The sequence below is a fragment of the Paenibacillus hunanensis genome (assembly GCF_014645615.1).
Classification (GTDB): Bacteria; Bacillota; Bacilli; order Paenibacillales; family Paenibacillaceae; genus Saccharibacillus; species Saccharibacillus hunanensis.
This window is the reverse complement of record NZ_BMMB01000021.1, coordinates 1-23,762: the sequence shown is the minus strand read 5'-3', so window position 1 is coordinate 23,762 and position 23,762 is coordinate 1. Positions and strand designations below refer to the sequence as shown.

Below are 23,762 nucleotides of genomic sequence, written 5' to 3'. Positions count from 1 at the left end.
TGGTATTATCCAGCTCATTTCTTGAGCATTTGAACATTCGATTTAGTTATAAGTAGTATCTCCCACTTCATCTACTCCATGCTTACTAACAACCGATACTTTCCATACTCCTCATCTAATATCAAAGACTACACCATATAGCTTGCCTTCTCACTAGAAAGGTTCTCGTTTGCATGGGCAAGTCATCCTTTATGAATCGTCAAGCTTTTACTCTCGTTGTCCCAGCTCAGCGTTCCATGAAAGCTCGCTACAAGCGGAGCTGCCTGCACATACGTTCTATTGTTGACGAGCCGTCCATCCTGTATGGGTTGTCCGTTCACCATCGCTGTCTTGGTCGCAGCATCGAATCCTACAGTGAACCCAAATACAGATTGCAGCTCGCGCAAAGGAATATAATTTTTATTATCGATAAGCAGTCCTGTAGCCTGCACGGTCTGTGTACCCCCAACATAAGTAACAGCTGTCGGTATCGGAGCTGGGGCGACGGGTTCAGGCACTTCGGTCGATGCAGAGCCTACAGAAGATACTGCATCAGCCTGAACAACTCCAGAGGAAGAGGACTTCTGCTGCGGCAACGACTTTGAAGCTATAACATCAGAGGATCGGGATGAAGCTTTACTTTGCTGAATATAACGCTGTAGCAACTCGATGCTACCCTGAAACTGATTCAGATCGACAGGCCCCTTAATGCCATCCACTTGCCCGGCATCACTATATTGCCAGAATGTCCATTGTTTCCAGGCAGCTGTATCCTTAGGTGCGATGCCGCTGCTACTATACCGGGCAATCCATAGGTCGTAGATACCCAGAGGCGCATTAAAATTTTGTCCAAACGAATTCCCTGTATAGACGATCGGTCGATGCCCACTCAAGCGTTCCACCTCTTGCAAAAAGGTAAGCGCAACGGTGTTGATCTGCTGGGTGGTCAAGCTATTGGGATTATTCTCATAGTCCATGACAGGTGGCAAATCCATCGCTCCCACCGATTGCATCACCGTCACAAAATGGGCTGCTTCTGCCTGCGCGGTCACTGAAGACGTGGCTGTTAGAAAATGATACGCACCCACGAATAAGCCTGCTGCTCTTGCTCCCTGAATATTGCTCGTAAACGTAGAATCCCGGTAAGTAGCTCCCTGGCTCGCTTTGGCAAAAACAAACGTTTTGCCCGCCGCCTTCACGCGCTTCCAGTCAATCGTCCCCTGATATCGACTTACATCAATCCCTTGCGCATTGCCAGATTGTCCTGCCTGCATGGAGAATGGCCCCCTTCGGTGGGTGGAATATGGAACGGTGATGGCATCGATTCACAATGGAAGTGAATTCGTAATCAGCACCACCATACAATAAATTCTCCATAATACATAATTTACCTTTAAAACAAAAATATTTAAATCTTCGGTGTAGGAAACTAGATTATTGTTGTAAATAGAGCATGCTAGCAAAGACTCTTTTCCATACACGAATAGACAGAGATCACGATCTGGATAAGTTGATCGGTTCTCTGTCTATGTTTTCTTTGTTGATGTTCCCTCTGTCTATGTCTTTTTTGTCCATACCTTATATCGATGGAGACTCTTTACGCTTCAACCATTCCCATTTCAAAAGTGCATACATATACGTGTTCTCATACTTCGGTGTACCATCTGGATGCTTCGTAAATGTGACAAACTCCATCATACAGCCTTCCTGCCGCATGCCCAGCTTCTCACATAGCTTTTGCGAGCGAAAATTATCGTCCTCCACATAGGCGTATAATCTACGGGCATCCTTTTGCATATATAGATATTCCAGCAGCGCCTCTGCACTTTCACGCGCCAGCCCCTTGCCTTCATAGCGAGCGTTAAAATTCCATCCAATATTGAATGTATCCGAATCTCGTTCTTCCTGCATTAAAAACAGCTCGCCGATCAGCTCATCCGTCTCTTTCAAGCTAACTGCGATATGTGAATCATCGTTGATTCGCTTCTGTACTTCGGCTATGGCTTCCTCGAGCGTATTCATTTTCCCATCTAAAAAACAGTTTACTCGCGGGTTGGATGTATATTCTAGTAGTCCTGCTGCGTCGGTGGATTTGAAATTACGTAGGATTAAACGATCAGTGTGGATTGATTGCATGGGTTGGTTCCTTTCTTCCTGATACAATCCAAATATAAAATCATATTTTTTGAAAATTTTTATAATCACGATTCAAATTCAATGCATCTACAATCGAAAATTCTGTATATTAAAATCAACTTTATTTCTTTAGTTCTTAAATAGAAGCAGAATAAAATACATCCTATATTTGCATACATCTACGTCCACACCTACAAGCAGGTATTACTTAATAATTTTTTCGCCACTTACTAACTGCTCAACTGTATAGTACCAGCCACCAGAATTATTATTCTTTGGTTTTGGTAAATGTTTAAGCTCAATTATATCGTTTTGGTCTAAATCATAAAAGCGATAGAGTTCATTTTTATATTCAAATCCGATTTTAGTGATTAATCGATCTGCGTGGTAACTCTTAATTCGTTCCGAAAAATCAGGTTCTACCTCTTCAAGTACTTTATCCATGTTTGAGGCGAACGGATCAATAACAACTATATTTTTAATTTTGTAAATAAATTCCATTTCACCACCTTGCGCAGCTCGAAATGTAATAAATGTTGAAGGTTTATATTGATATCCTCTGCGATGATGTGGACAAGCATGAATAAAATGCTTCTTTGTTAACAAAATCGTGTCTCCAGCTGATACAGATAATACTTCTACTTCATGTGCTATCATTATGGTTTCTCCCCTGTCAGAAAATATGTATGTTTACAAATACAAAATTGATTTATAATTTATATCCATTTATTCCACTATAAAGATTTTAACACTTTTTTTCTATAGTAAATGTTATAAAAAGACCTATTTTTTTATCCATATTACATTTATATTTTCTCAATACAAAAAAACCGCAGACTAAGTGAAGTCGCGGCTTTCCGTAGATGATGATCTGTTCTTATATCATATCATCTTAAGTATATTCCATTTTATATTGCATGATGGCTTTAGATATCATCTTCATGAAATATACATTTTATAATTCCAATTTCTAATCTACAGCCTGACCCGCTTTCGCCTTAAACGCATCCAGCATCGCTCGTACCTCATCCGTCGAACGTGCACTCATCAGCTCATTACGCAGCTCACTCGCTCCGCGGAATCCACGTACATAAATTTTGAAAAATCTCGGCAATGGCTTGAACGATCTCGGCTCAATCGCTGAATATTTATCATGCAAATCCATATGCAGACGCAGTAGATCAAGCAATTCCTCACTCGTATGCTCCCTCGGCTCCTGTTCAAACGCAAACGGATTACTGAAAATTCCGCGTCCGATCATGACGCCATCTACGCCATATTTCTCCACCAGCTCCAGCCCTGCCGCACGATCCATAATATCACCGTTAATCGTCAACAGCGTCTGTGGTGCAATCTCATCACGCAGCTTTTTAATTTCAGGAATAAGCTCCCAGTGCGCAGGCACTTTACTCATCTCATCACGCGTGCGCAGGTGAATCGACAGATTGGCAATATCCTGCTGCAAAATATGCGTTAGCCATTCGCGCCATTCGTCTACTTCACTAAAGCCAAGTCTTGTCTTCACGCTCACCGGCAGACCGCCAGCCTTCGCTGCCTGTACGATCTCACCTGCCAGCTGCGGACGACAAATCAGCCCACTGCCCTTGCCATTTTCTGCAACATTAGGCACCGGGCAGCCCATATTAATATCGATTCCTTTAAAGCCTTGCTCCGCCATCCCTATGCTCATCTGACGGAAATATTCCGGCTTATCGCCCCAGATATGTGCGACCATCGGCTGCTCATCCTCGGTGAACATTAAGCGACCACGTACACTATGATTGCCCTCTGGATGACAATAGCTCTCCGTATTCGCAAACTCGGTAAAAAATACATCCGGTCTAGCCGCCGCACTCACCACATGACGAAATACAACATCCGTCACATCCTCCATCGGAGCCAGTATAAAAAACGGTTTCGGTAAATCATGCCAAAAATTGTCTGTCATTTTCAAAAATCCTTTCACTCTATATCCACGTTCATTATTGAACCATGTATGTCGATTTGCTGCATGCTCGTGTTTTAAGATAATTCTTCATGATCACGAAGATCACACTCCGCGATCCCAACAGGTGAAGTACACCCAGCTCGTATATTCAACGACACCAACGCTACATTCCAGCACAATTGATATGCTCAATTGTGTCCTTAAACATCTTTAATCAAACCCCTGCAAATGTCAACAATTTAAGCGATTAAAATGAAAATACTAGAGCATTGGCTTCCTCCATGAATCGTGATTTCAGCCTATTCTCTATATAGATATGAAGATAGGCAATCCTTTTACTTTAACTAATGACGGATAGCAATATGCATACATCAACATATTATGCTAAAATAATAATGAAACATAGTTTCATTTGATGAAACTTATTTGAAACAAGTATCGTTCATGTATTGACCCATTACATCGACAGGAGGATTATCATTATGCCAATCAACTTCCACGATGAACAAAACAGAGGTACCTATGCTACGCGAAAGGCAGATCAATCCTGGATCGACGCGATCAGTGAACATGTAGAGATCGCTCATAAACGCATTGCAGATATCGGCTGCGGCGGTGGCATTTATACCAGAGCATTAATCGAGATGGGTGCTGAGCAGGTTACAGGTGTCGACTTTTCCGATGAAATGCTAAAAGCGGCTGCACACAATTGTAGACAATTACCCGCTACTCATTTTCAAAAAGGAACTGCTGATCAAACCCATCTGTCCGCGCAAGCTGTAGATATCGTGTTAGAGCGTGCATTGATCCATCACCTGGACGATCTTCATTCCTGCTTCAAGGAAGCCGCCCGTATTTTACAGCAGCAAGGCATACTAATCATTCAAGATCGTACTCCCGAGGATTGTCTGTTACCTGGAGACCCGAATCATATTAGAGGCTACTTTTTTGAAAGGTTCCCTCGTCTACAGGATCGTGAAACGACTTCTCGATACGATTCCGTTCAAGTCGAACAGTCGCTGGTATCCAATGGAATGCGATTGCTGCATACCGTATCCCTCTGGGAAACGAGACGAGTGTATGCAAATATGGAGGAATTAGAGCAAGACCTGCTACAACGAACCGGTCGCTCCATTTTGCACGAATTGACGGATGATGAGCTGCGAGTCTTAGTCGATCATACTATGGACAAGCGAAGTGGTCATCCGCTTCCCATTGTAGAACAGGATCGCTGGACGATTTGGTTTGCGGTTAAAGAAGGATAAGAGGGGTAACTACATTTGGGGTTGCTCATCCATCGCTTTATTTCATGCACTAGCTGTTACCAGCGTGTGCTGGTTACTCTGATTGGTTACTATGATGTACGGATTTATTTTAAGGTTGGTAGGGAGAAACGATATATCACGTACCGACAAAATAAAAAGGTCGCTCAACGGGTGAGGGATTACGTTTACGAGATATTACCTTAACAAGATACGTTACAGGCTCTTCATCTCAGCATGCTATCGTACAGACTAACATTAATTCACATTTGCATAGATAAAAGGCTCTGTTCCTCTACACAGAGCCTTTTATCTATCTATTTAAGAAGCTTTGCTTGGAAGCCCCTTTTGCTTATGGCGTTCATATGCCCATGCTAGCAGCCATGCAGCGACGACTGCGGACAATGCTGCCCAGAATGTACCGCCCGCATGAATGGCGATCACAATCAAGGTAAATGCGGCAAGTAACTTATGAAGTAAACGAATGAATGGTTTGAGCGCACGTTGCAACAATAATCCGTATACAGCAAGTGTAGCTAACGGAATAAACGCAGCTATACCTGTTTTCACATTAGGATCGCTTAGCTTGGTCACTAGAAAAAATGTCGCATGTACCGCAATCAGTCCTACTGCAATCCAACCTGCCCAGTGATGCCAGCGAAATGTATACTTGGAGGCTTTTTTCATAACTTTGGTCTTCTTTTTCAGACGTTTGAATCCATACCAGGACACACTAAAAGCGACCAGCCATACGGCGATCGTTCCCAACCATTTAAACGATTCCCCTATACCTTCCTCCGGACGAAAACCGCCCTCACCCTCCATCGGTCTGGGCATCCGATTAACGTCGGGTGGAGAAGAAGTGAATAAACCGTATACTAAAATCCCTATACTGATACATAGAATAAGAATAAACGGAATCATGATTGGTAGCTTTGTTTTCAAGCTTCTTCCTCCCTTGTATATCCTGATATGATACATGTACAAAATGAATTGGCTTTACTATACATTAGATTGGCTTATTATATAAATATATCGGAGGGAGATTTTTTATTTTTATTATTTTCCATATTTATACTTTAATTAGGAATATTCATCTTATTTTAGCCACTAATTTGAAAAGAGAGGTGATGGCTTGAAACAGTTTATGATTGGTCAATATGGAGGCTTTGATCGTAAGAAGTATACGAGAGATTTTAGAGCAGACTTTTATGGTATAGAAGCTTGCTTGTTCGCTACAACTCAGGATGCTATCGATCTTATTCGCGAAGCAAGACAGACTGGATTGGCTATTGGTATTCATTATCCATTCTACGCCTCTCCATCCTCATCAAGAGATGCTCTGTTTATGTCTCCAGATCAAACGGTTAGAGAACATGCTTTTTATTCGATCCAACAGGAATTAGAGGTTGTAAAAGCAATGCAGCCTGATTATGTATTATTTCATTATCCGAAACCAGTCATATTAGATGATCGGGTGAATTGGAATGCATGGCGCTTTGCCGATCACTCCGAGTATATATTGGAAAGCGAATTTTCCTTTGACGATTTTGTTGATCGAAGTGAAGGTTTATTCCAGTGGCTTACTGAGAAAAGTAATCAGTATGATTTCATTCCTGTGCTTGAATTCGATGCGTTGACTACATATATCTACGATAATGACTTTTTAGAGAACCTGCTAGCCAGATATCCCAAAATTAAACTATGTCTGGATACAGGCAGATTATTTTTGCAAGAATCGATCGACCCTAACTTTGATGCAGGTAAAGTCATGAGAACCTTTGCAAAATATGCATATATTATGCACCTATGGACTTTTCAAATGAAAGACACGATCCAACATCTACGCCATCCTGTATTGCCTGAACTACGCCAGACAGATGGATGGGCTCCGATTGAAGAATATCTGAATATCATTCGCGAAGAAAATCAGTATGTGAAAATCATGTTTGAGCATAATTCGCAGCTTGTAAGTGATAAACAGCTCGATCAATGCTATGCGTGGGTGAAGGAACTATTGACTGGAGTAGCCGATAACGATGAAAAGAATAGTGGATTGAGTAATTAGCATCCAATATTTCATCAAATCTGTTTAATGCTCCGACGCTCAGTATGCTTGCTTACAATTCCTTCTCAAACTACAATGAGAATAATCTTTCAAACGAGGTGAATTGGATGTCTTTCCGTATCGTTCGAGGTATGTAGCATTCGGGCTGGAAAAAACGCGTACCAGCTATCAAGGGACACGTCTGTCCTTTTGATCTCATGCAGTGACTCGAACGAATGATACGAAATACCATTATCTCCTTATTGGAAGGCGGAACGATCTATGAATTCATTTGAATATAAACACTTTTATGATCAAGTCGGCAAAACGAACGGTTGGGATTTCAGCAAGGTGAAATGTGTATCGGAAGGAACACATCCGGACTTGTACGCTGAAGTGACGAATATTTGCAAAAGCTCCGATCTATTGCTTGATATTGGTACAGGTGGCGGCGAAGCGATCTTATCGATCGCCGAATCGGCGTTGCTGTTGATCGGGATTGATCAATCCACTGGCATGCTGGAGACTGCGGCTCGAAATGGTGCTGAATCAGGTGTAGTTAATGTGCGGTTTCTACAGATGGAAGCAGAGCAGCTGCATTTCCCCAATGACTTTTTTAATATCGTATCGTGTCGGCATTCGGAATTTGTTGCTAACGAGGTAGCGCGAGTTTTGGTGAGCGGTGGAGCGTTTCTTACGCAGCAAGTCAGTGAAGACGATAAATCCAATATAAAAGAAGCATTCGGCAGAGGACAAGCATTGGGAACCGAAGCAGGTACATTACAACAGCGATACATGAACGATTTACGCCAAGCGGGCTTTAATGGTATTCGCGCGGTAGCATTCAATGTTACGGAGTATTATGAAACGGTGGAGGATCTAATTTTTCTGCTAAAGCATACGCCTATTATTCCTAACTTTGGACAGAGTGATGCGGATTTTGAGATTCTGCAACAGTTTGTGAAGGATAATCAGACGGAGAAAGGCATTCGGACTAATGCGGGGCGGTTTGTTATTACTGCGACGTTGTAGAGGAAGCTAAAGATCACATTTTATTGGCTGGTAGCAGAATAGATGTAGGATGTAGTAAGGGTAATTTAGAGTGCCTGTAGAGTGCATTTAGAACGCATTTAAAGTTCATATAGAGTCAATATGGAAAAGGATACTCAGTAGTGAGTATCCTTTTTCTTTGTAAGTTTTATTTAGCTCTCATCGCAAATTATTTTCTGTCATCGATATCTGTATAAATGATTTAGCTTCAGCGCCAACCATTACTCATCAAATGTCAGACGCATCAATGCTTTATTCTCTAAACCTCTAATCATAGGCGTCCACGACTCGGTTTCAGCCGTATTCGCCAGTGCATCCTCAACCATCTGTAGCTTCGCATCCATCGCATCGATATAGTGCAAGGCGACCGCTTCAGGCAATTGAGGCTGCACCGGGCTGCCCCATTCGCCTAAGTTATGGTGAGACAGAACCATATGCTGCAAAGCTACCACCTGCCTGGAGTCGAGTGGAATCTGATGGGTGATTGCTGCTTCCACGATCCAATTGGATGCCATCACGATATGCCCGATCAGCTTGCCGTGATCGCTGTAGTCAGTCACAATGCCAAGCTGGGCATTCATTTCCTCTGGCTTGGCAATATCATGGAGAATGATGCCTGCTTTGATCAGATCGACATTTAAAAAAGGACGTTGCTTGCAAATAAAATCGCCAAGCTCCAGCATACGCACAATATGATACGCCAGCCCTGCAAAGTAGGCATGATGATGGAACTTGGCAGCTGGATATTCCATCAGTTTGTCTTCGACTTTGGCGAGGCAGTAGGCTACTATGGTTTTGATGTGTTGATCCTGAATTTCGTTCATTGTCCTTTTGATGGTGTTGATCAGATCATTCGGACTGATCGGCGCGGCTTTGATAAAATCGGTTAGTGAAATGTTGTCTTCTTCCACCGCTTTGCGAATTCGACTGATTTTCACCTGGAGCTTGTCCCGGTAGGTTTGTACACTACCTTGCACTTTGACTAGCTCCATCGCAGCGAAAGCTTCTTTTTCATCCGCAGTTACGTCCCAGTATTTGGCGGACACTTCTCCGGTTGCATCCATGAGAATGATGTCGAAATAGTCTTTGGCTGGAGTGGTGTTAGTTTGCTTGGTTTCGAGCATTTTGAGTAGGTAGAAGCCGATGAATTCTTCGCCTACTTTGAGTTGGTTGATAAGAATGGTGTTCGACCGCCTTTGTTAAAATAGTTTGGAATATGTGGAGTGTTATATGTTCAATGTTGTTGCTTGCTTTTATTGTTTCGTTTATATGATTGAGACTTTGCTTGAAAATCATATGTGCTGTCTTGTTTGATTGAGGTAATACTGAACCGATTATTTTCACATCTAATCATACGTGATAATTCCCTTGTTTTCCATACGAAGGGTTTTAGAGCAATATGATGAATGATAAAAAAGAAAAGCCAAACAATCAAACTATGCTTGGCTTCTTTATATGCATTTTATTGTAATGAATAAGCTGTAATTGATTAGAAATAGGCACTGATACGATTATTCAGATGGTTGCCATTGAAGCACCGCCACCGACTCCACATGCACCGTATGCGGGAACATATCCACCGGCTGCACCTCAACCGTCCGATACCCGCCTTCCTCCAGCACCTGCAAATCCCGTGCCAGCGTGGATGGATTACACGATACATATACAACCTTCTCTGGCTGCATTTGTACAATCGTCTCCAGCAATCTCGGGTCACAGCCTTTACGCGGTGGATCGACAACGATCACGTCTGGCGTAATCCCCTGCTCTTTCCAGCGTGGAATGACATCCTCGGATGCACCGACCTCAAATTCCACATTCGTCATTCCGTTCAGTTCAGCGTTTTTACGCGCGTCCTCAATCGCTTCCTTCACGATCTCCACGCCGTATACACGCTTCGCATGCTGTGCCAGGAAGAGGGAGATTGTACCGATTCCACAGTACGCGTCGATCACGGTCTCCTTGCCCGTCAAGCCAGCATACTGTACAGCTTTCTCATACAGCACTTCCGTTTGCACGGGATTCACCTGATAGAATGAACGTGCAGAGATGGCGAACTTTACATCGCCGATATAATCATGGATGACATCACGTCCCCATAGGGTGCGGGTTTCGTCGCCGAAAATAACGTTCGTTTGCTTTGTGTTGATGTTCTGACAAATGCTGACGACCTGTGGCATTTCGGTGCGAATGCGTTCGATCCATTCCGGTTTGCGCGGCAGGCGTTCGCCGTTAGTGACGAGTACGATCATCATTTCATTTGTAGCGAAGCCGACTTTGACGACCACATGGCGCAGGATGCCTTCGCCTGTTTCTTCGTTATAGGGCTGGATATGCAGCTCCTGACCGATCGCTTTTACCTTGTTCACGAGCTCATCGTTACGGCTATCCTGGATCAGGCAGCTTTGCATGTCGATAATACGGTGGCTACCACGTGCGTAGAAGCCACCCACCAGTTGTCCATCCTGTTGACCGATCGGCACCTGTGCTTTGTTGCGATATCGCCACGGCTCTGACATACCAAGCGTTGGTAGGACACGGATCGCATGGGATGCGGATACTATAGGCTTCACGGACGTAGACGCGTCCGCTGGATGCTGAACATCTGGTACGTGTGATCCGATTTCGGAAGAATGTACATCCTGATCTACACTCGATTTTACGGTCGTACCTTCTGCTGATGTACCTGGTGTCGATGTATTTCCGGTTACTGTACCTTCTACCAACTGGCTGTCTGCATCATCTGACCCTGCCTGCTTCTGCACAGTCAGTTTACCGATTCGCTCCAGATTGTCGATGACATGCTGACGTTTCCACTCTAGCTGTCCGGTGTAGCTCATATGCTGGAGCTGGCAACCGCCACATTGCGTATAGATCGGGCAAGGTGCCTGTACGCGATTCGGACTTTCGTTTAATACCTTTAATAGCTTGGCATAGCCATATTGTTTTTTAGTTTTGAGTACGCGCGCATGGATACGTTCGCCGGGTAGTGCACCAGATACGAATAATGTATAGCCTTCTGCGCGACCGACACCTTCGCCTTCGTGAGTTAAGCCGATCATATCAAGCTCGATTTCATCGTTTTTGGCTACAGGTAGGTTCGCGATTGCTGCGGATGCAGCAGGGGATTTCCGTCGATTGGATTTTGATTTATGTGAGTGACCGCCTTTGCGGTTGTTATTCATGGTCATTGCTCCATTTTCCATCTTAATTTGAGTTACGCCCAGATGGGCAACTACTAAATTGTATAGAAAACTGCACGACGTTACAATACATATCGCTACTTTCACGATGGATTATTGAATTTGTTTGATGGGTGGAGGTGCGGAATAGGGTTCAGCATGAATGATATAGGTGGGTGATGGATACATATCGTTTAGTGATAGCCTAGCTGTATTCGCATACTGTATAAGTTATACGTTGAGGGGATGTAATGAAGGAGTAGCAGGCTAGCTACGTAAGCAGTCGTAACTTGCTACTTCCTTCTGATTTGTATATTACTTCTACATATATTACTTCATATATTACTTCGATGCTCTCATGCCTTCTGCTTATCATGTTAAAAGAAGTATTCTATAGATCAACCTGCTTATTTCAGCTTTAACGATGCGCACATTTAGCTAGAATAAATGGAGCAAAACGTACGATCAAATCGACCTGCGAGCAGGTCTTCTTTACGAATGAAAAATTGCAGATAGCCTGCATCCCACCAGAGGAAGCCAATTTCCTGATCGCTGTCTACCTCAAGCAGCATATACACATTGTCCAGTTCTTCTTGCAGGCGTGCTTCATCGCCGTCAAAATGCTTGAGCAGTCGCTTACGATCATCGTCCGGACGGTACGTGTATTTACCATTGTACAGATAAGAAGTCGCAACTAACTCGCCATCTCCATGCTGACCTTCGGCATAGCCGAATAGCTGTCCCATTTTATTCTCAGGCTTCCAGTCCATCTCTTCCGTGATCAGCATGTACGCTTCTTCCGATTCATCTGTCAACGTATCCTGATCTACTAAATGTAACGTGCTGTAGCCGTAGTTCGGGAACTCCACGTCCGCATGGGCATGAACCTCATACGCTTCGAATTTGATCTCGTCTTCTTCCTCCCAGATCGTAAATCCCTCGTATTCTTGATACTGTAGCTGGGACACATCCGTTCCAGGCCAGTAGATTACCTGATGCTCGATATCATTCGCAGTTTCGCCCTCACCGAGGAAGAAATAGAGCATTCCCTGCTTTGGTAAAAGCGAGCTATGCACACCCTGATACTCTTCATCCTGTATTTCTGCTTGCAGCTGAGCGAGATTGAGCTGGGCGATTAGGGTCATTTTTTCACCGTTTTTCGATTGTGGCCATTCCAGCTGCTCTGGCAAATCCGGCGATCCGCCAAAGCGTGAATGACCGATACGCTCGCGCCCTTTATCACCACGGATTAATTTGACAAGTGGACGCTGGTGATCGCGCAAATACTGCTCTAGCTCAGGGGCTTCATGCCTTTCAAGCAATTGCTGTAGCTTCGTCTCAGGTAGTAGGTTGGGATAATTAGAATATGTACTCATAACTGGTTGCTCCTTTCAAATGTACACCGTGTGGAGTAAATGATGTGGGATTCTTCTTACTTTTCTGGCATCACTGGAAGCAGGCAAATGGAACTGTGCTGGATGTGTCGTTATGGGTCATGGTTGTTATTTGTTAGATCTTTATTTCTATGCAGCTTCTATTGCTTTGACATAGCTAACATTTGCCTAGAGTTCACCTGTATATAGTGTACTAGCAACAGCTTGCCTGCTCAAGTTAAGAGACAGCATGGCAACTCGGAATATGGGATAAAATATGGTTGGAAGGATGCGGAATAGGGCGCAAAGAATATGGGAGGCAGATTACTGTTATTTTACTATCCAGTCAAACTATACGGACAAACTCATCTATACAAATATACATACAAAAAAGCTTCCGTAACTCATTCGTCCTTCTTTCTTCTCAGAAATTCAGACCGGGAGTTACGAAAGCTTTATTTTATAAGCCGCTATGCTTTAAACTGGACGCTGATCCGCCGCAAAAATCCGCAGCTTATGCTTGAGCACCTCAAAATGCCCGGGCAAGCTACCACCCAGCTCGCCATCCAGATTCAGCAGCACCTGTGATGCCTGGGGTGCTTCGATATGCATGCTACTCGTACGGAAATATAACACTTTCGGATCATCGAGATGCTCGCCGCGCAGCGCCATCGTTACGAGACGAATGAACTCGGCGAGATTGCAATTTTTCACAGCGATCACGTCGAACATACCATCGTCGATACGTGCATCTGGTGCTAGCTTCTCAAAGCCGCCGACCGAGTTGCTGTTCGCAACGAGGAAGATCATAAACTGATCATGGATCGTATCCATGCCTTCCGGGCGAATGATGAGCTCAGTCGGTGCCAGATTGACCATTTTCTCGATGCCCTTCATATAATAGGCCATCTGACCGATCATCGTTTTGAGCTTGCTCGGGACTTCGTACGTTAGCTCCGTAAACGAACCGCCACCTGCAATATTGATAAAATAACGATCATTCACACGCCCGATATCGATCGGACGAGTCTGCTGTCGGATCACCAGATCACAGTACGTTTCCCAGTTACGCGAAATGCCGAGCGCACGGGATAGATCATTCGTCGTTCCGAGTGGGAAAATGCCCAGCGGCGGTGGATTATCGTATGCCGCCATGCCGTTAATGACTTCATAGATCGTACCGTCCCCACCAGCGGCAATGATCATATCGTAGCCGCCGCGTTCAATCGCATCGCGTGCCGCTTCGGTTGCATCATTCTCGCCTGTTGTAGCGTGACAGCTTGCTTCGATACCACCTTGATCCAGACGCTGTAAAATGTCCGCCAGTCGGCGACGCATCTCCTCCCGACCGGAGGTTGGATTATATATTAATCTCGCTCTTTTCATTCCTGTATGCCACCTATTGTTGATATGATAAGTCTGTTGAAGGACGCAAACAAAACTGCCTGACACCATACAGGCAAATCAACAGACCTGGCTATGTTTTATTTGGTTACGGTCATCTGCTCCAGCAGTACGTCCACCTGACGCTGAATCCAGTGCGACAGCCGTGGATGTGGTAATAAGGCTTCACCTACATAATGATGACTTAACCCTTCCAGACGGCGAGGAATCACCGTGTTCAGGAAATACCCCCGGCTCAAAAAGATCGGAGCAATCAACACCCGATAACCGCGCTTCGTCCACTTTCTTGTTTTGAGGATTAGACTATCTGGATTCAGCAGTGCATAATCTGCATAGGCCGTACCGCTAATCGCACCTACTCTTCTGGATAATGAGGCAATGCCTTTTACCCAGCGATGCAGAAAGCCCCCATGAATGCTGCCATGACCAACGATCAGTACAACCTCACGCGTAGGGTCTTCGGATAAATGCTTTACTTTATCCCATAGCATATGGGCAATATCCTCATCATCATCGACCGGATAACCAAAATGAACCCTCGCTGTTATACGAAAAGGTTCAAGATCCGTTTCCTTGTCTGGCGCTTCCTTCACGCCGAGCGCATACGATATCTCATCAATATGCGTGCTGCCTGAAGATACAAACAGGGGGATAACCAAAAGATCGGTTACCCCTTGTCGCTCTAGCTCATCAATTCCATCCTGTATGAGTCGACCTGGTACATTATCCAGATAGCTACTGTACACAGGCATGTCTGCCGGAAAGGTAGTCTGCTCGACAGCTTCGTCAATCCAGCGCATCCACTCCGACTCCGGCGATCCATGACTAATAATCAATATCCCCGGTTTATGCATACATTATCTCCCCAGACGCTCCAGCGTCATTTTGTAGCCGTCATTGCCATAGTTCAGGCAGCGCTTGACGCGTGAGATCGTTGCTGTACTTGCACCCGTCTCCGCCTCAATCTGATTGTACGTCGCTCCCTTACCCAGCATGCGTGCAACCTCCAGACGCTGAGACAGTGATTGAATTTCATTTACAGTGCACAGATCATCGAAAAATATATAGCATTCTTCCAGATTCTTCAATGTGAGAATCGCTTCGAATAATTGGTCAACGCTTTTATCATCAAGCTTTTTAAGTTGCACGATTAGATCATCCCCTACTACGGTTAATGTAATTTCATTGTATAGATTACCATTCGTTTTTTCAAGCGTTAACGATGTACAGTATTGCAGAATGACAACGCTCTGACGCTCCGGTGTCACTGCGTTAAAGCTACGGTGAAAATGAAAATAGAATCCGCAGCGTTTTCAAAGGATGTCTGTGGAGCATGGACAGCAAATGGAAATGATATATCGATGTCATATTCGGCTAATAGCGAAACAACTGCTAATTCGCTAATCAACTCGTTACCAATTGCGTTCTACATGGTGTGGACAGCGTTATGGGCTTGATGTCAGTTTGGCAAAATGATGTCTGTGGAAACAATGGTGAAAAGTTTGCAATGGTTGGAGCGAGTTCGTACTGATTTATTCCTAAAAGTTGCTGTGTTACTGAACGTTTACAGAGGTTACGTTGTAACAAAATATTAGATTTTGGTTGGTTGATAATTGTAATGACTTTAAGCTCATGTGCTGAGTGCAATATTAATTGATTGTAGTTATAAGATGAACTTATGCTTATTGTAAGCTCAACCACTCTGGCAAGGAATAAGATGACGTCCTCAGGTGGAGCCCAGAAATCTATCGAGTAGGATAAAATGTAGATTTCTGGGCTCCAAAATCGTCCTTTCACCTTATTTCCTTGCCCTCGCTCTGTGCTAATGCTACATACGTATTTATAACATGGAGGATCAGCATCTTCTTATCTATTACTACTTTCATTTATATAAATACTGCTTTTATGTCCTATATACCTACTCACGTTAAGCTGGACTTCTTAATACATACGTTGGCATTTCGTTAATTTTATGTTGAATCAAAATAAATTCAAACATGGTAGCATTGACGTACATACATTATGGTGCCCGTTCCTTAATGACATATGATATAAGAAGTTAACTTCAAGATCACAGCATATACTACCTAGCGCAGTATGATAAATTCGTACTAATTCAGATGCACGCAACGGAGGGAAGGAGATAAGGGAAAAGGACGACTTTTGAGCACGGGAATCTACAACTTGATCCTACTTCGTAGATTCCTGTGCGATATCGGAGTCCGTTCCCTTATTCCTTACCGGAGTGGATGCAGCAACCTAACACAATTCTGTACATATTACGTTTCTTCTAAGGATTCTGCCTTTGCATTGCTAGCATCCTTTGCGCGTACTCGTTAAATAAGCAAAACCCAATGAACACCAGCCCAGCTTACTTAAACCAACCACGCTTAGTAAATAAGAGCATCATACCAGCACCGAGTACCACCATGAGACCAAGTACACCAAAGTAACCATATTTCCAATGCAATTCAGGCATATTTTCAAAGTTCATACCGTAGATGCCTGCGATCAGGGTGAGGGGCATGAAGACGGTGGTGATAACGGTTAGTGTTTTCATAATGCCGTTCATGCGATTGGAGTTGAGTGAGATGTAGCTGTCACGCAGATCGGATGTCATTTCGCGATCGGACTCGATCATGTCGGATAGCTTGAGCAGATGATCATAGATATCGCCAAAGTAGGAATGATGCTCGTCGATCTGCTGGATATGCTGCGAATTGATGACGCGGTACATCAGGTCACGCATCGGGATGATCGTCCGGCGCAGCTTGAGCAGGCGTGAACGCAGGGCGAATACCTGATTGAGCAGCTCATCGACCGCTTCGTTGGGACCCAGCTTTTCCAATGTGTCCAGCTCATCCTCAATATCGAAGACGCAGGGGAAGTATTCATCGACGATCTTATCGATGATCAGGTAAGCGGCTGCGATTGGGCCTCTCATCCAGACAGGGCGCTTGGTTGTGCGATAGCTGAGTACACGTTCCCATGCGTTATCCACCTCGCGCTGCTGCTGGGAATGATAAGAGACGAGCAGGCGATCATTGACGAACAGATCGACCTCTTCGGCATTCAGCGTGTCTCGCTTCACCGTATGTAATACGAGAAACTGGGTATCGCCATAGTAATCCATTTTGGGACGTTGCAATAGATGCATACAATCCTCGATTGCTAGAGGATGAAAATGAAAAAAGCTACTGAGCAGCTCGTCTTCCTTCGCCGTAGGCTGGTTAAAATCGACCCAGCACCAGCTATATTGATCCGAATGGACAGCTTCCAGGGGTACATTTTCTACAATTTCGTGTTCTGCTGTGATGCCGAGTATACGTATCAACGGCTTCGCCCTCTTTTCCGTGAGATGTTGCTTGATGAATCTGTCGCGAGTATATCATACATGAACGAGCCGAATCGAATTCGGAGTAGGATAAAAAAGACATAAAAAACCGCCGTCATGCTGCAACGGCGGAAACGAGCTTATTGGAGTTCGGAGTGTAGGAGCGAGCTTGCGTTAGTCGACGACTGTTAGGATGAACAGAAATGACAGAGCGGCTTTCGCTCCTTTCCGTTTCGATCCCACAGGTCATGCCGTACAAGCATGCTCATACGCCTACTTTTAGCCTAATCTTAGAACAGATCGAACAGTAATTTATAAATGATACCTGACAGCAATGCCGCAACTGGGATCGTAATTACCCATGCGATAACGATTCGTCCAGCCAGTCCCCATTTTACCTCACGGAAACGTTTAGCTGCGCCGACACCAAGAATCGCCGAAGTGACAGCGTGCGTTGTACTTACAGGCAGGTGTGTCAGTGTTGCTGTAAAAATAACCGTTGCTGATGTTGCATCAGCTGCGAAGCCGTTGATCGGCTCGATTTTGAAAATCTTCGTACCCATCGTCTTGATGATTTTCCAGCCACCGACCGATGTACCGAGTGCCATCGCAGTCGCAGCGGAGATTTTTACCCATAGCGGAACATCCAGATTATCCTGTACACCCGCAGCGACGAGTGCGAAGGTAATAATCCCCATCGCCTTCTGTGCATCGTTCGTACCGTGGGAGAACGACTGCAATGCCGCAGTCAGAATCTGCATCGTACGGAAGCCTTTGTTGACGCTATGCGGACTACGCTTCGCAAAAATCCATTTCAAAATATGCATGACGATAAAACCGACAACAAAGGCAATCAGTGGCGACAGCAGCAGACCTTCGACGATCTTACCAAAGCCGCTCCAGTTTACGGAGCCAGAGCCTGCGCCGACCAGTACCGCACCTGCGAGTGCACCAATCAGTGCATGCGAGGACGAAGACGGAATACCGAACCACCAGGTTGCCAGGTTCCAGATAATAGCTGCAATCAATGTAGCGATAACAATCTCGATCCCGTTATCCAGCTTCGCTGGATCGGCAACGCTTCCCCCGATCGTCTTCGCAACACCAGTAAATGTGATCGCACCAACAAAGTTCATAATGGCTGCCATCAGAATTGCGGTACGCGGTGGCAAGGCTCGAGTCGATACGGATGTGGCAATCGCATTCGCTGTATCATGGAAACCATTGATAAAGTCAAATGCCAGCGCCAGAAATACGACGATACCGAGCACCAGTAATGAGGTTTCTACCATAATCATTCATCATCCGGTGATTCCTCCACTCCTGCAGGCCCGGATGACACTACCTCCTTAATATCGTGAGACTTTGCATGCTGCAAAATCATCAGCTTCTGTTAATGATAAATTAGGTACTATTGGCTAAACTGCAACAATCATTCGCATAGTTAGCGCATCGCAATCATCGAATGACGCTCTGACGGCAAAAGAAAAACGAACCAGCCTTGCACATGTCGGTTCGGTTTTCTATCCATAATCAGGAGTTGCTCATGATGATGGATTCTAGCATATTGGCTACGTCTTCGCAGGCATCCGTTGTGGACTCCAGACGTTCGTAGATTTCTTTACGTTTGATCAGCTCGATCGGGTCTTTTACGGTAGCGAACAGCTCTCTAATACAGTCGCGCATCAGGTCGTCGCCTTGATTTTCCAGATCGTTCAGACGAATCGTGTGCTCACGGATCGCCAGCAGCTTTTTCTGGGATAGCAGGTGAATCGCTTTATGAATTTCAAAAGCACATTCGCGCAGGATCGAAGCAAATTTGATAATATGCTTGTCCGGTGTGCTCAGGTGGTACATATCAAAACGAGAAGCACAAGCTTCCATACCATCCATCACATCATCCATTGTTGTGGTCAGATCCATAATATCATCGCGTTCCAGCGGTGTGATGAACGTTTTATTCAATTCAGTGATGATCGTATGCGTGTACGAATCACACTTATTTTCATAGTCTTTCATCGTTTTGGTGAATTGTGGAATATCTTGCAGGCTCGCAATTTGTTCAGCGAAGTAATCTGCGGCCTGTACGATCGTATCCGCCATATTCTCCAGCGTCTCAAAAAAGATATCCTTCTTTTTAATACGCATTTCTCTAACCCCTTTTCACAATTGTGCCGAATATTGTCGACAAATGCATTTTAAACACAAATCTGGCGTTGATAACAACCCTTGTTATCTTATCAATCAGGGTACTAGTTTGTAAAGAATAGCTTATTAAATGATTCACATTTCTCACACAAAATTCATACAAACCCGGTCTCTATGCTACCTATTACACCAGAAAATGGTTTTCATACCCAAATTAGTCCCATTTTTCTCCGTCAATCGTCAGGTGATCGTTAAAGGAAGGTGTGTTCGGTACGATGTTATAGTAGGTCGTTCCAGCTACCAGCGGTACCTCCTTACCCTCGCTATAAAAGCGGATTGCATCATCCTTGCTATGCTTCCATTCACCGCGAACGACCTTGCCCTGCTGGAACAATACTGCCTCGCCGCCAGCATTCAGATTCAGACTGAGTCGTCCAATATCATCCAGCACGCGGTAGTTGCCTTCTAGCACGATCACATTGGCAGCGGTGAGCGGCTTTTTATTGTTCAGATCGATATGATCTTTCCCGTTTATCTGACGGGTGTATAGACCTGTCGTAGCATTGTAGATATAACCGACCTTGTAGCTTTGCAGTAAAAAACGAAGTTCAATCGTATTCGCCTTTTCCAATGATGTCTCTGATGCTGCTGGATCTGAAGCGGACGAAGATGAGTTGCTTGATTCGGTCGCCGATGTAGATTCGTGATCGGTCGAAGTAGAGGCTGTCGCTGTTGCAGTCGTATGAGCTGATGAAGTCTGTGAAGAAGCTTCATGTCCACTTGCGGTTGTTTCTGTTGCATCCGTTGTCGTGTCTCCGCTCGTTTCATTGGTCGCTGGAGCATCTGTGCTTTCGCCACTAGAGCCTGTCGCTCGGTTATTTTCTGATGATGCAGCTAGAAAAGGAAAGGCAGGAATCGTAACCGTCTCCTCGTAGCCTTTTTTCGCAGCTGCTTCACGCAGCTTCACCTCGTTTGTATACAAATTGTGCGGAGCCTTACGACTGGAATCGCGCCAGAATGGTGCGCTTGCATTCGTAATCTCATCCAGATGCTCTCGTCCGCCACCCTGTAGAATCGCGTACGCATCTGTACTACCACCTGCATGGACTAGAAGTGCATGCAAGGAATCTCCAATCCCAATCAAATAAGGACGAATGCTGCGTACAGGCCCGATCGTTACATCTCCATGATAGCTCTGATAGACTGCGACCAGACGCGTAATTCCGCCTTCGGCTAGCACCTCATACACCATATCTGCCTGCGACAATCCAGATTGTGGGCGAGCGGCAGGCGCATTGTTGATCATTACTGCAATCGGGCGTGAAGTATCTGGCTGCTTCACTTCAAGTCCGGTCAATGGTGCCGTGTAAGCAGGCTGCTTCACTGTTTCCTCGGGTACAGCTTCTGGTTGCAGCGTTGATTCGGGTATAGATACGGAAGGTGGAGCAGGTACAGTAGCTTCATCAGACTGGCAAGCAGTAAGTGCAGTGGCGATCAGAATGGGCATACACCAGCGAAACTTTTTTGAGATCAGCGACAAATTGATGGATTCCTCCTTGAATAACAGAACCGAGATGCCTGTATTCACTCCGCTCTCACCTATCCTTAGATGATATCAAGCCGCCCATACGATTCAGCACGGTCTATCCAGCGTAGCAAAGCTAGATGAACGACGCATGAATAGAGATCATGGACAGAATGGAGTGAATATGCATTTCAATTCTGAATCTAATGTGACATAGCAAGCTTAAATGAATCTGTAACCGATGAGATTGAATTATGGTTGTGTCTCATGTATAGACTGCACGTTATCGACAATAGAGATACAGCTTGAGCTACAGTTGCTTCGCACTTCTACTGTGTGCAGGCTCGGCGCATCTATTTACTTTATGATAGAGACTTGGTGTCATTTTTCATTATGTAAGTATCCATAGGTAGCTAGTAGTTATGGTATACGTCAATAAGGCATCGTTTTGAAAATCGAACAAGCTAGAAAGATCGAACGTCATCTGGCCGATCATGCTACCTATAATAAGCCCATTATATACATAGCCGATCTACCAGCGGAACCATATTTAGCATATTTCTAGCAAGAATATGTAAAATATTACGCCTTCAAACGACTTAACATAAAAATATTAAAAAATAAGCATGATTGTGATTTTTGTTACATATTAAATTTTAGTCATGTTTTAAACTAAAGCCATGAAAGAGATGATCATCACAAATAAATAAGGGGTGTATGAATCATGAACGCATGGCTCAGACAAAATAAAATTGCAATGTGGTTATTAACCGTTCTTCGTTTCTATGTGGGGTTTCAATGGATTCATGGGGGCTGGGGCAAGCTGACGGGTGGCTTCGATGCTACAGGCTTCCTCACCAATGCCATCTCGCTCAGCACAGGTGAAAAGCCTGTCGTAAAAGCAGCTTGGGCAGGCTTCCTTGAACACTTTGCTCTTCCTAATGTAGGGTTGTTCAATATTCTGGTTCCTGTTGGTGAGTTCCTTGTTGGTCTGGGCTTGATCCTTGGTACCTTTACTACCGTTGCTGCCCTGATGGGTATGGTGATGAACTTTGCCTTCCTGTTCTCGGGTACGATCAGCACGAACCCGTATCTGCTTCTAATGGAAATCTTCATCGTCGTTGCTGGTGCCAATGCTGGTCAAATTGGTCTGGATCGCTGGGTGCTGCCTTACTTGAGAGCCCATATTTTCAAACGTCAGGCTAAGCATGGCGGGGGTACACCGAGTGCACCCAAGCATAGCGCGGCATAAAGAATATAGACGAGTTATAAAAGTAATAGCCATAGCCATAGCCATAGCCATAGCCATAGCCATAGCCATAGCCAGCCTCATTCTAACGGAAGCTCCGTTCAGATCAGGCTGGCTATTTGTTTTATATATGATTTTAAGATAAATAATTTCACTTGTATGACTAAAATGATTGGTCAAAGCAAGGGGTACAACACACAGCGACCGGAAGTAGAACGATAGCCCATATCCCATACTCAGTCTATCGTTCCACCAAAAGCACGCTGGATATCCTGCTCACCTGTTTGCAGCATGAGAGCAACATCATTCGGATATTTGTCCGAATACATGACACGAATAATATGACCCTGCTGGATCTGAGGCAGGCTACTTTCAAACACATCTTTTTTCGTTTGGATCGTGCGCGTCTCTCCTGTTGCTGTGGTAACGCTCAAGGTCATTTGTAAAGGAAGCTTGCCTTGATGGCTGGTACCGAGTGGCACAACTTCTAGCACTTTGGCATAAAGTTGTTCGCCATGCTGAGCGATCTCCATCATTTCTGGAGCTATCCCCTGACGAATCATCTGCTCGTTCAGCAAGGATTGCACCTGCTCCTGCGATACTTGTCCATTGCGATCCAGTCCGACCTTGGATGGATGTTTAGCGGATACGAGCAATGGAATTACACTACCTGGTTGGAATTGTGGGATTGCCGTTTGCGGGATAATCGCTTGAAAAGAGGCTGGGTACGGCTGCTGTCCTTGACGCGTCACCATCACTTCAATATTCAACTGTGGCTGCTCGTTGACATAAGTGCCCGTTTGCTGAACTCGACGGATTAAGCCAACTGCTGCTTCACCGGATTTGATCGTACGTAAGCTGAACACGGTGCCTAGAAGAGATGGGAGAAATACCAGCGCGGCGCCAGTATACATTAGTGGTCTATACCAGGATGCATCGGTAATAGAAGTTACACCGTTGCCAATATAATTAGCATATAGCGGAAGGATCGCCACTACCAGAATACATAGTATACCCGTTGTTGTAAGAAATTTAATCATTATTCATTCCTCATTTCATATAAATTTGCTTCGTGCTTCGTGCTTCGTGCTTCGTGCTTCGTGCTTCGTGCTTCGTGCTTCGTGC

The 23,762-nt window shown here is 44.7% G+C and carries 20 protein-coding genes; 4 read left to right on the top strand and 16 right to left on the bottom strand.

Features of this window, described 5'->3' with window-relative positions:
* Positions 1 to 182: 182 nt before the first annotated feature.
* The 4 genes from IEX62_RS22805 to IEX62_RS22790 all read right to left on the bottom strand — a co-directional run bounded on the left by IEX62_RS22805 (position 183) and on the right by IEX62_RS22790 (position 4,063).
* Entirely contained in the window at positions 183 to 1,253 is a 1,071-nt protein-coding gene (locus IEX62_RS22805; protein ID WP_188778637.1) for a GH25 family lysozyme, read from the bottom strand.
* Between the two features lie 304 nt (positions 1,254 to 1,557).
* Positions 1,558 to 2,115 carry a GNAT family N-acetyltransferase gene (locus IEX62_RS22800; RefSeq protein WP_188778635.1) on the bottom strand — a complete coding sequence of 186 codons (558 nt, stop codon included), beginning with the start codon at positions 2,113 to 2,115 and terminating at the stop codon, positions 1,558 to 1,560.
* Positions 2,116 to 2,319: 204 nt separating this feature from the next.
* Positions 2,320 to 2,772: a hypothetical protein gene (locus IEX62_RS22795; protein ID WP_188778632.1), complete on the bottom strand. Its 453-nt coding sequence runs from the start codon at positions 2,770 to 2,772 to the stop codon at positions 2,320 to 2,322.
* 313 nt (positions 2,773 to 3,085) lie between these two features.
* Positions 3,086 to 4,063, bottom strand: coding sequence for a tRNA dihydrouridine synthase (locus IEX62_RS22790; RefSeq protein ID WP_188778630.1), 978 nt, complete (start codon positions 4,061 to 4,063; stop codon positions 3,086 to 3,088).
* Positions 4,064 to 4,545: 482 nt separating this feature from the next.
* On the opposite strand from IEX62_RS22790, the gene IEX62_RS22785 reads away from it, so the two are divergent.
* Entirely contained in the window at positions 4,546 to 5,328 is a 783-nt protein-coding gene (locus IEX62_RS22785; protein WP_188778628.1) for a class I SAM-dependent methyltransferase, read from the top strand.
* 318 nt (positions 5,329 to 5,646) lie between these two features.
* Here IEX62_RS22785 and IEX62_RS22780 read toward each other — a convergent pair whose 3' ends face one another.
* Positions 5,647 to 6,270 (bottom strand): ferric reductase-like transmembrane domain-containing protein, encoded by a 624-nt coding sequence (locus tag IEX62_RS22780; protein ID WP_188778627.1) that lies wholly within the window; start codon positions 6,268 to 6,270, stop codon positions 5,647 to 5,649.
* Positions 6,271 to 6,472: 202 nt separating this feature from the next.
* Between IEX62_RS22780 and IEX62_RS22775 the strand changes: the two genes are divergently transcribed.
* A complete protein-coding gene (locus IEX62_RS22775) occupies positions 6,473 to 7,393 on the top strand; it encodes an IolE/MocC family protein (protein ID WP_229686038.1) in 921 nt (306 codons plus the stop codon).
* 261 nt (positions 7,394 to 7,654) lie between these two features.
* Complete coding sequence (locus IEX62_RS22770) at positions 7,655 to 8,404, top strand: class I SAM-dependent methyltransferase (protein WP_188778622.1); 750 nt, start codon at positions 7,655 to 7,657, stop codon at positions 8,402 to 8,404.
* Positions 8,405 to 8,643: 239 nt separating this feature from the next.
* Here IEX62_RS22770 and IEX62_RS22765 read toward each other — a convergent pair whose 3' ends face one another.
* From IEX62_RS22765 to IEX62_RS22720, 10 genes are all read right to left on the bottom strand, one after another.
* Positions 8,644 to 9,546, bottom strand: a complete 903-nt coding sequence (locus IEX62_RS22765; protein WP_188778620.1) for a 3'-5' exoribonuclease YhaM family protein — start codon at positions 9,544 to 9,546, stop codon at positions 8,644 to 8,646.
* A gap of 387 nt (positions 9,547 to 9,933) precedes the next feature.
* Positions 9,934 to 11,607, bottom strand: a complete 1,674-nt coding sequence (rlmD, locus tag IEX62_RS22760) for a 23S rRNA (uracil(1939)-C(5))-methyltransferase RlmD (protein WP_188778618.1) — start codon at positions 11,605 to 11,607, stop codon at positions 9,934 to 9,936.
* Positions 11,608 to 12,038: 431 nt separating this feature from the next.
* Positions 12,039 to 12,980: a DUF1963 domain-containing protein gene (locus IEX62_RS22755; protein ID WP_188778616.1), complete on the bottom strand. Its 942-nt coding sequence runs from the start codon at positions 12,978 to 12,980 to the stop codon at positions 12,039 to 12,041.
* Positions 12,981 to 13,454: 474 nt separating this feature from the next.
* Positions 13,455 to 14,363: a diacylglycerol kinase gene (locus tag IEX62_RS22750; protein ID WP_188778614.1), complete on the bottom strand. Its 909-nt coding sequence runs from the start codon at positions 14,361 to 14,363 to the stop codon at positions 13,455 to 13,457.
* 98 nt (positions 14,364 to 14,461) lie between these two features.
* Positions 14,462 to 15,235, bottom strand: a complete 774-nt coding sequence (locus IEX62_RS22745) for a sirohydrochlorin chelatase (RefSeq protein ID WP_188778612.1) — start codon at positions 15,233 to 15,235, stop codon at positions 14,462 to 14,464.
* Positions 15,236 to 15,238: 3 nt separating this feature from the next.
* Entirely contained in the window at positions 15,239 to 15,529 is a 291-nt protein-coding gene (locus IEX62_RS22740) for a YerC/YecD family TrpR-related protein (protein WP_188778663.1), read from the bottom strand.
* 1,223 nt (positions 15,530 to 16,752) lie between these two features.
* Positions 16,753 to 17,715 (bottom strand): magnesium/cobalt transporter CorA, encoded by a 963-nt coding sequence (gene corA / locus IEX62_RS22735; RefSeq protein WP_188778610.1) that lies wholly within the window; start codon positions 17,713 to 17,715, stop codon positions 16,753 to 16,755.
* 290 nt (positions 17,716 to 18,005) lie between these two features.
* The gene (locus IEX62_RS22730; protein WP_188778661.1) at positions 18,006 to 19,007 is read right to left on the bottom strand and encodes an inorganic phosphate transporter; all 1,002 of its coding nucleotides are present in this window, start codon (positions 19,005 to 19,007) and stop codon (positions 18,006 to 18,008) included.
* A 241-nt stretch (positions 19,008 to 19,248) separates the two neighbouring features.
* Positions 19,249 to 19,863, bottom strand: coding sequence for a DUF47 domain-containing protein (locus tag IEX62_RS22725; RefSeq protein ID WP_188778608.1), 615 nt, complete (start codon positions 19,861 to 19,863; stop codon positions 19,249 to 19,251).
* 214 nt (positions 19,864 to 20,077) lie between these two features.
* Positions 20,078 to 21,451, bottom strand: coding sequence for a DUF3048 domain-containing protein (locus tag IEX62_RS22720; RefSeq protein WP_229686036.1), 1,374 nt, complete (start codon positions 21,449 to 21,451; stop codon positions 20,078 to 20,080).
* 658 nt (positions 21,452 to 22,109) lie between these two features.
* Between IEX62_RS22720 and IEX62_RS22715 the strand changes: the two genes are divergently transcribed.
* Entirely contained in the window at positions 22,110 to 22,640 is a 531-nt protein-coding gene (locus IEX62_RS22715; protein ID WP_188778657.1) for a DoxX family protein, read from the top strand.
* 233 nt (positions 22,641 to 22,873) lie between these two features.
* Here IEX62_RS22715 and IEX62_RS22710 read toward each other — a convergent pair whose 3' ends face one another.
* Entirely contained in the window at positions 22,874 to 23,677 is an 804-nt protein-coding gene (locus tag IEX62_RS22710; RefSeq protein WP_188778606.1) for a hypothetical protein, read from the bottom strand.
* Positions 23,678 to 23,762: the final 85 nt, after the last annotated feature.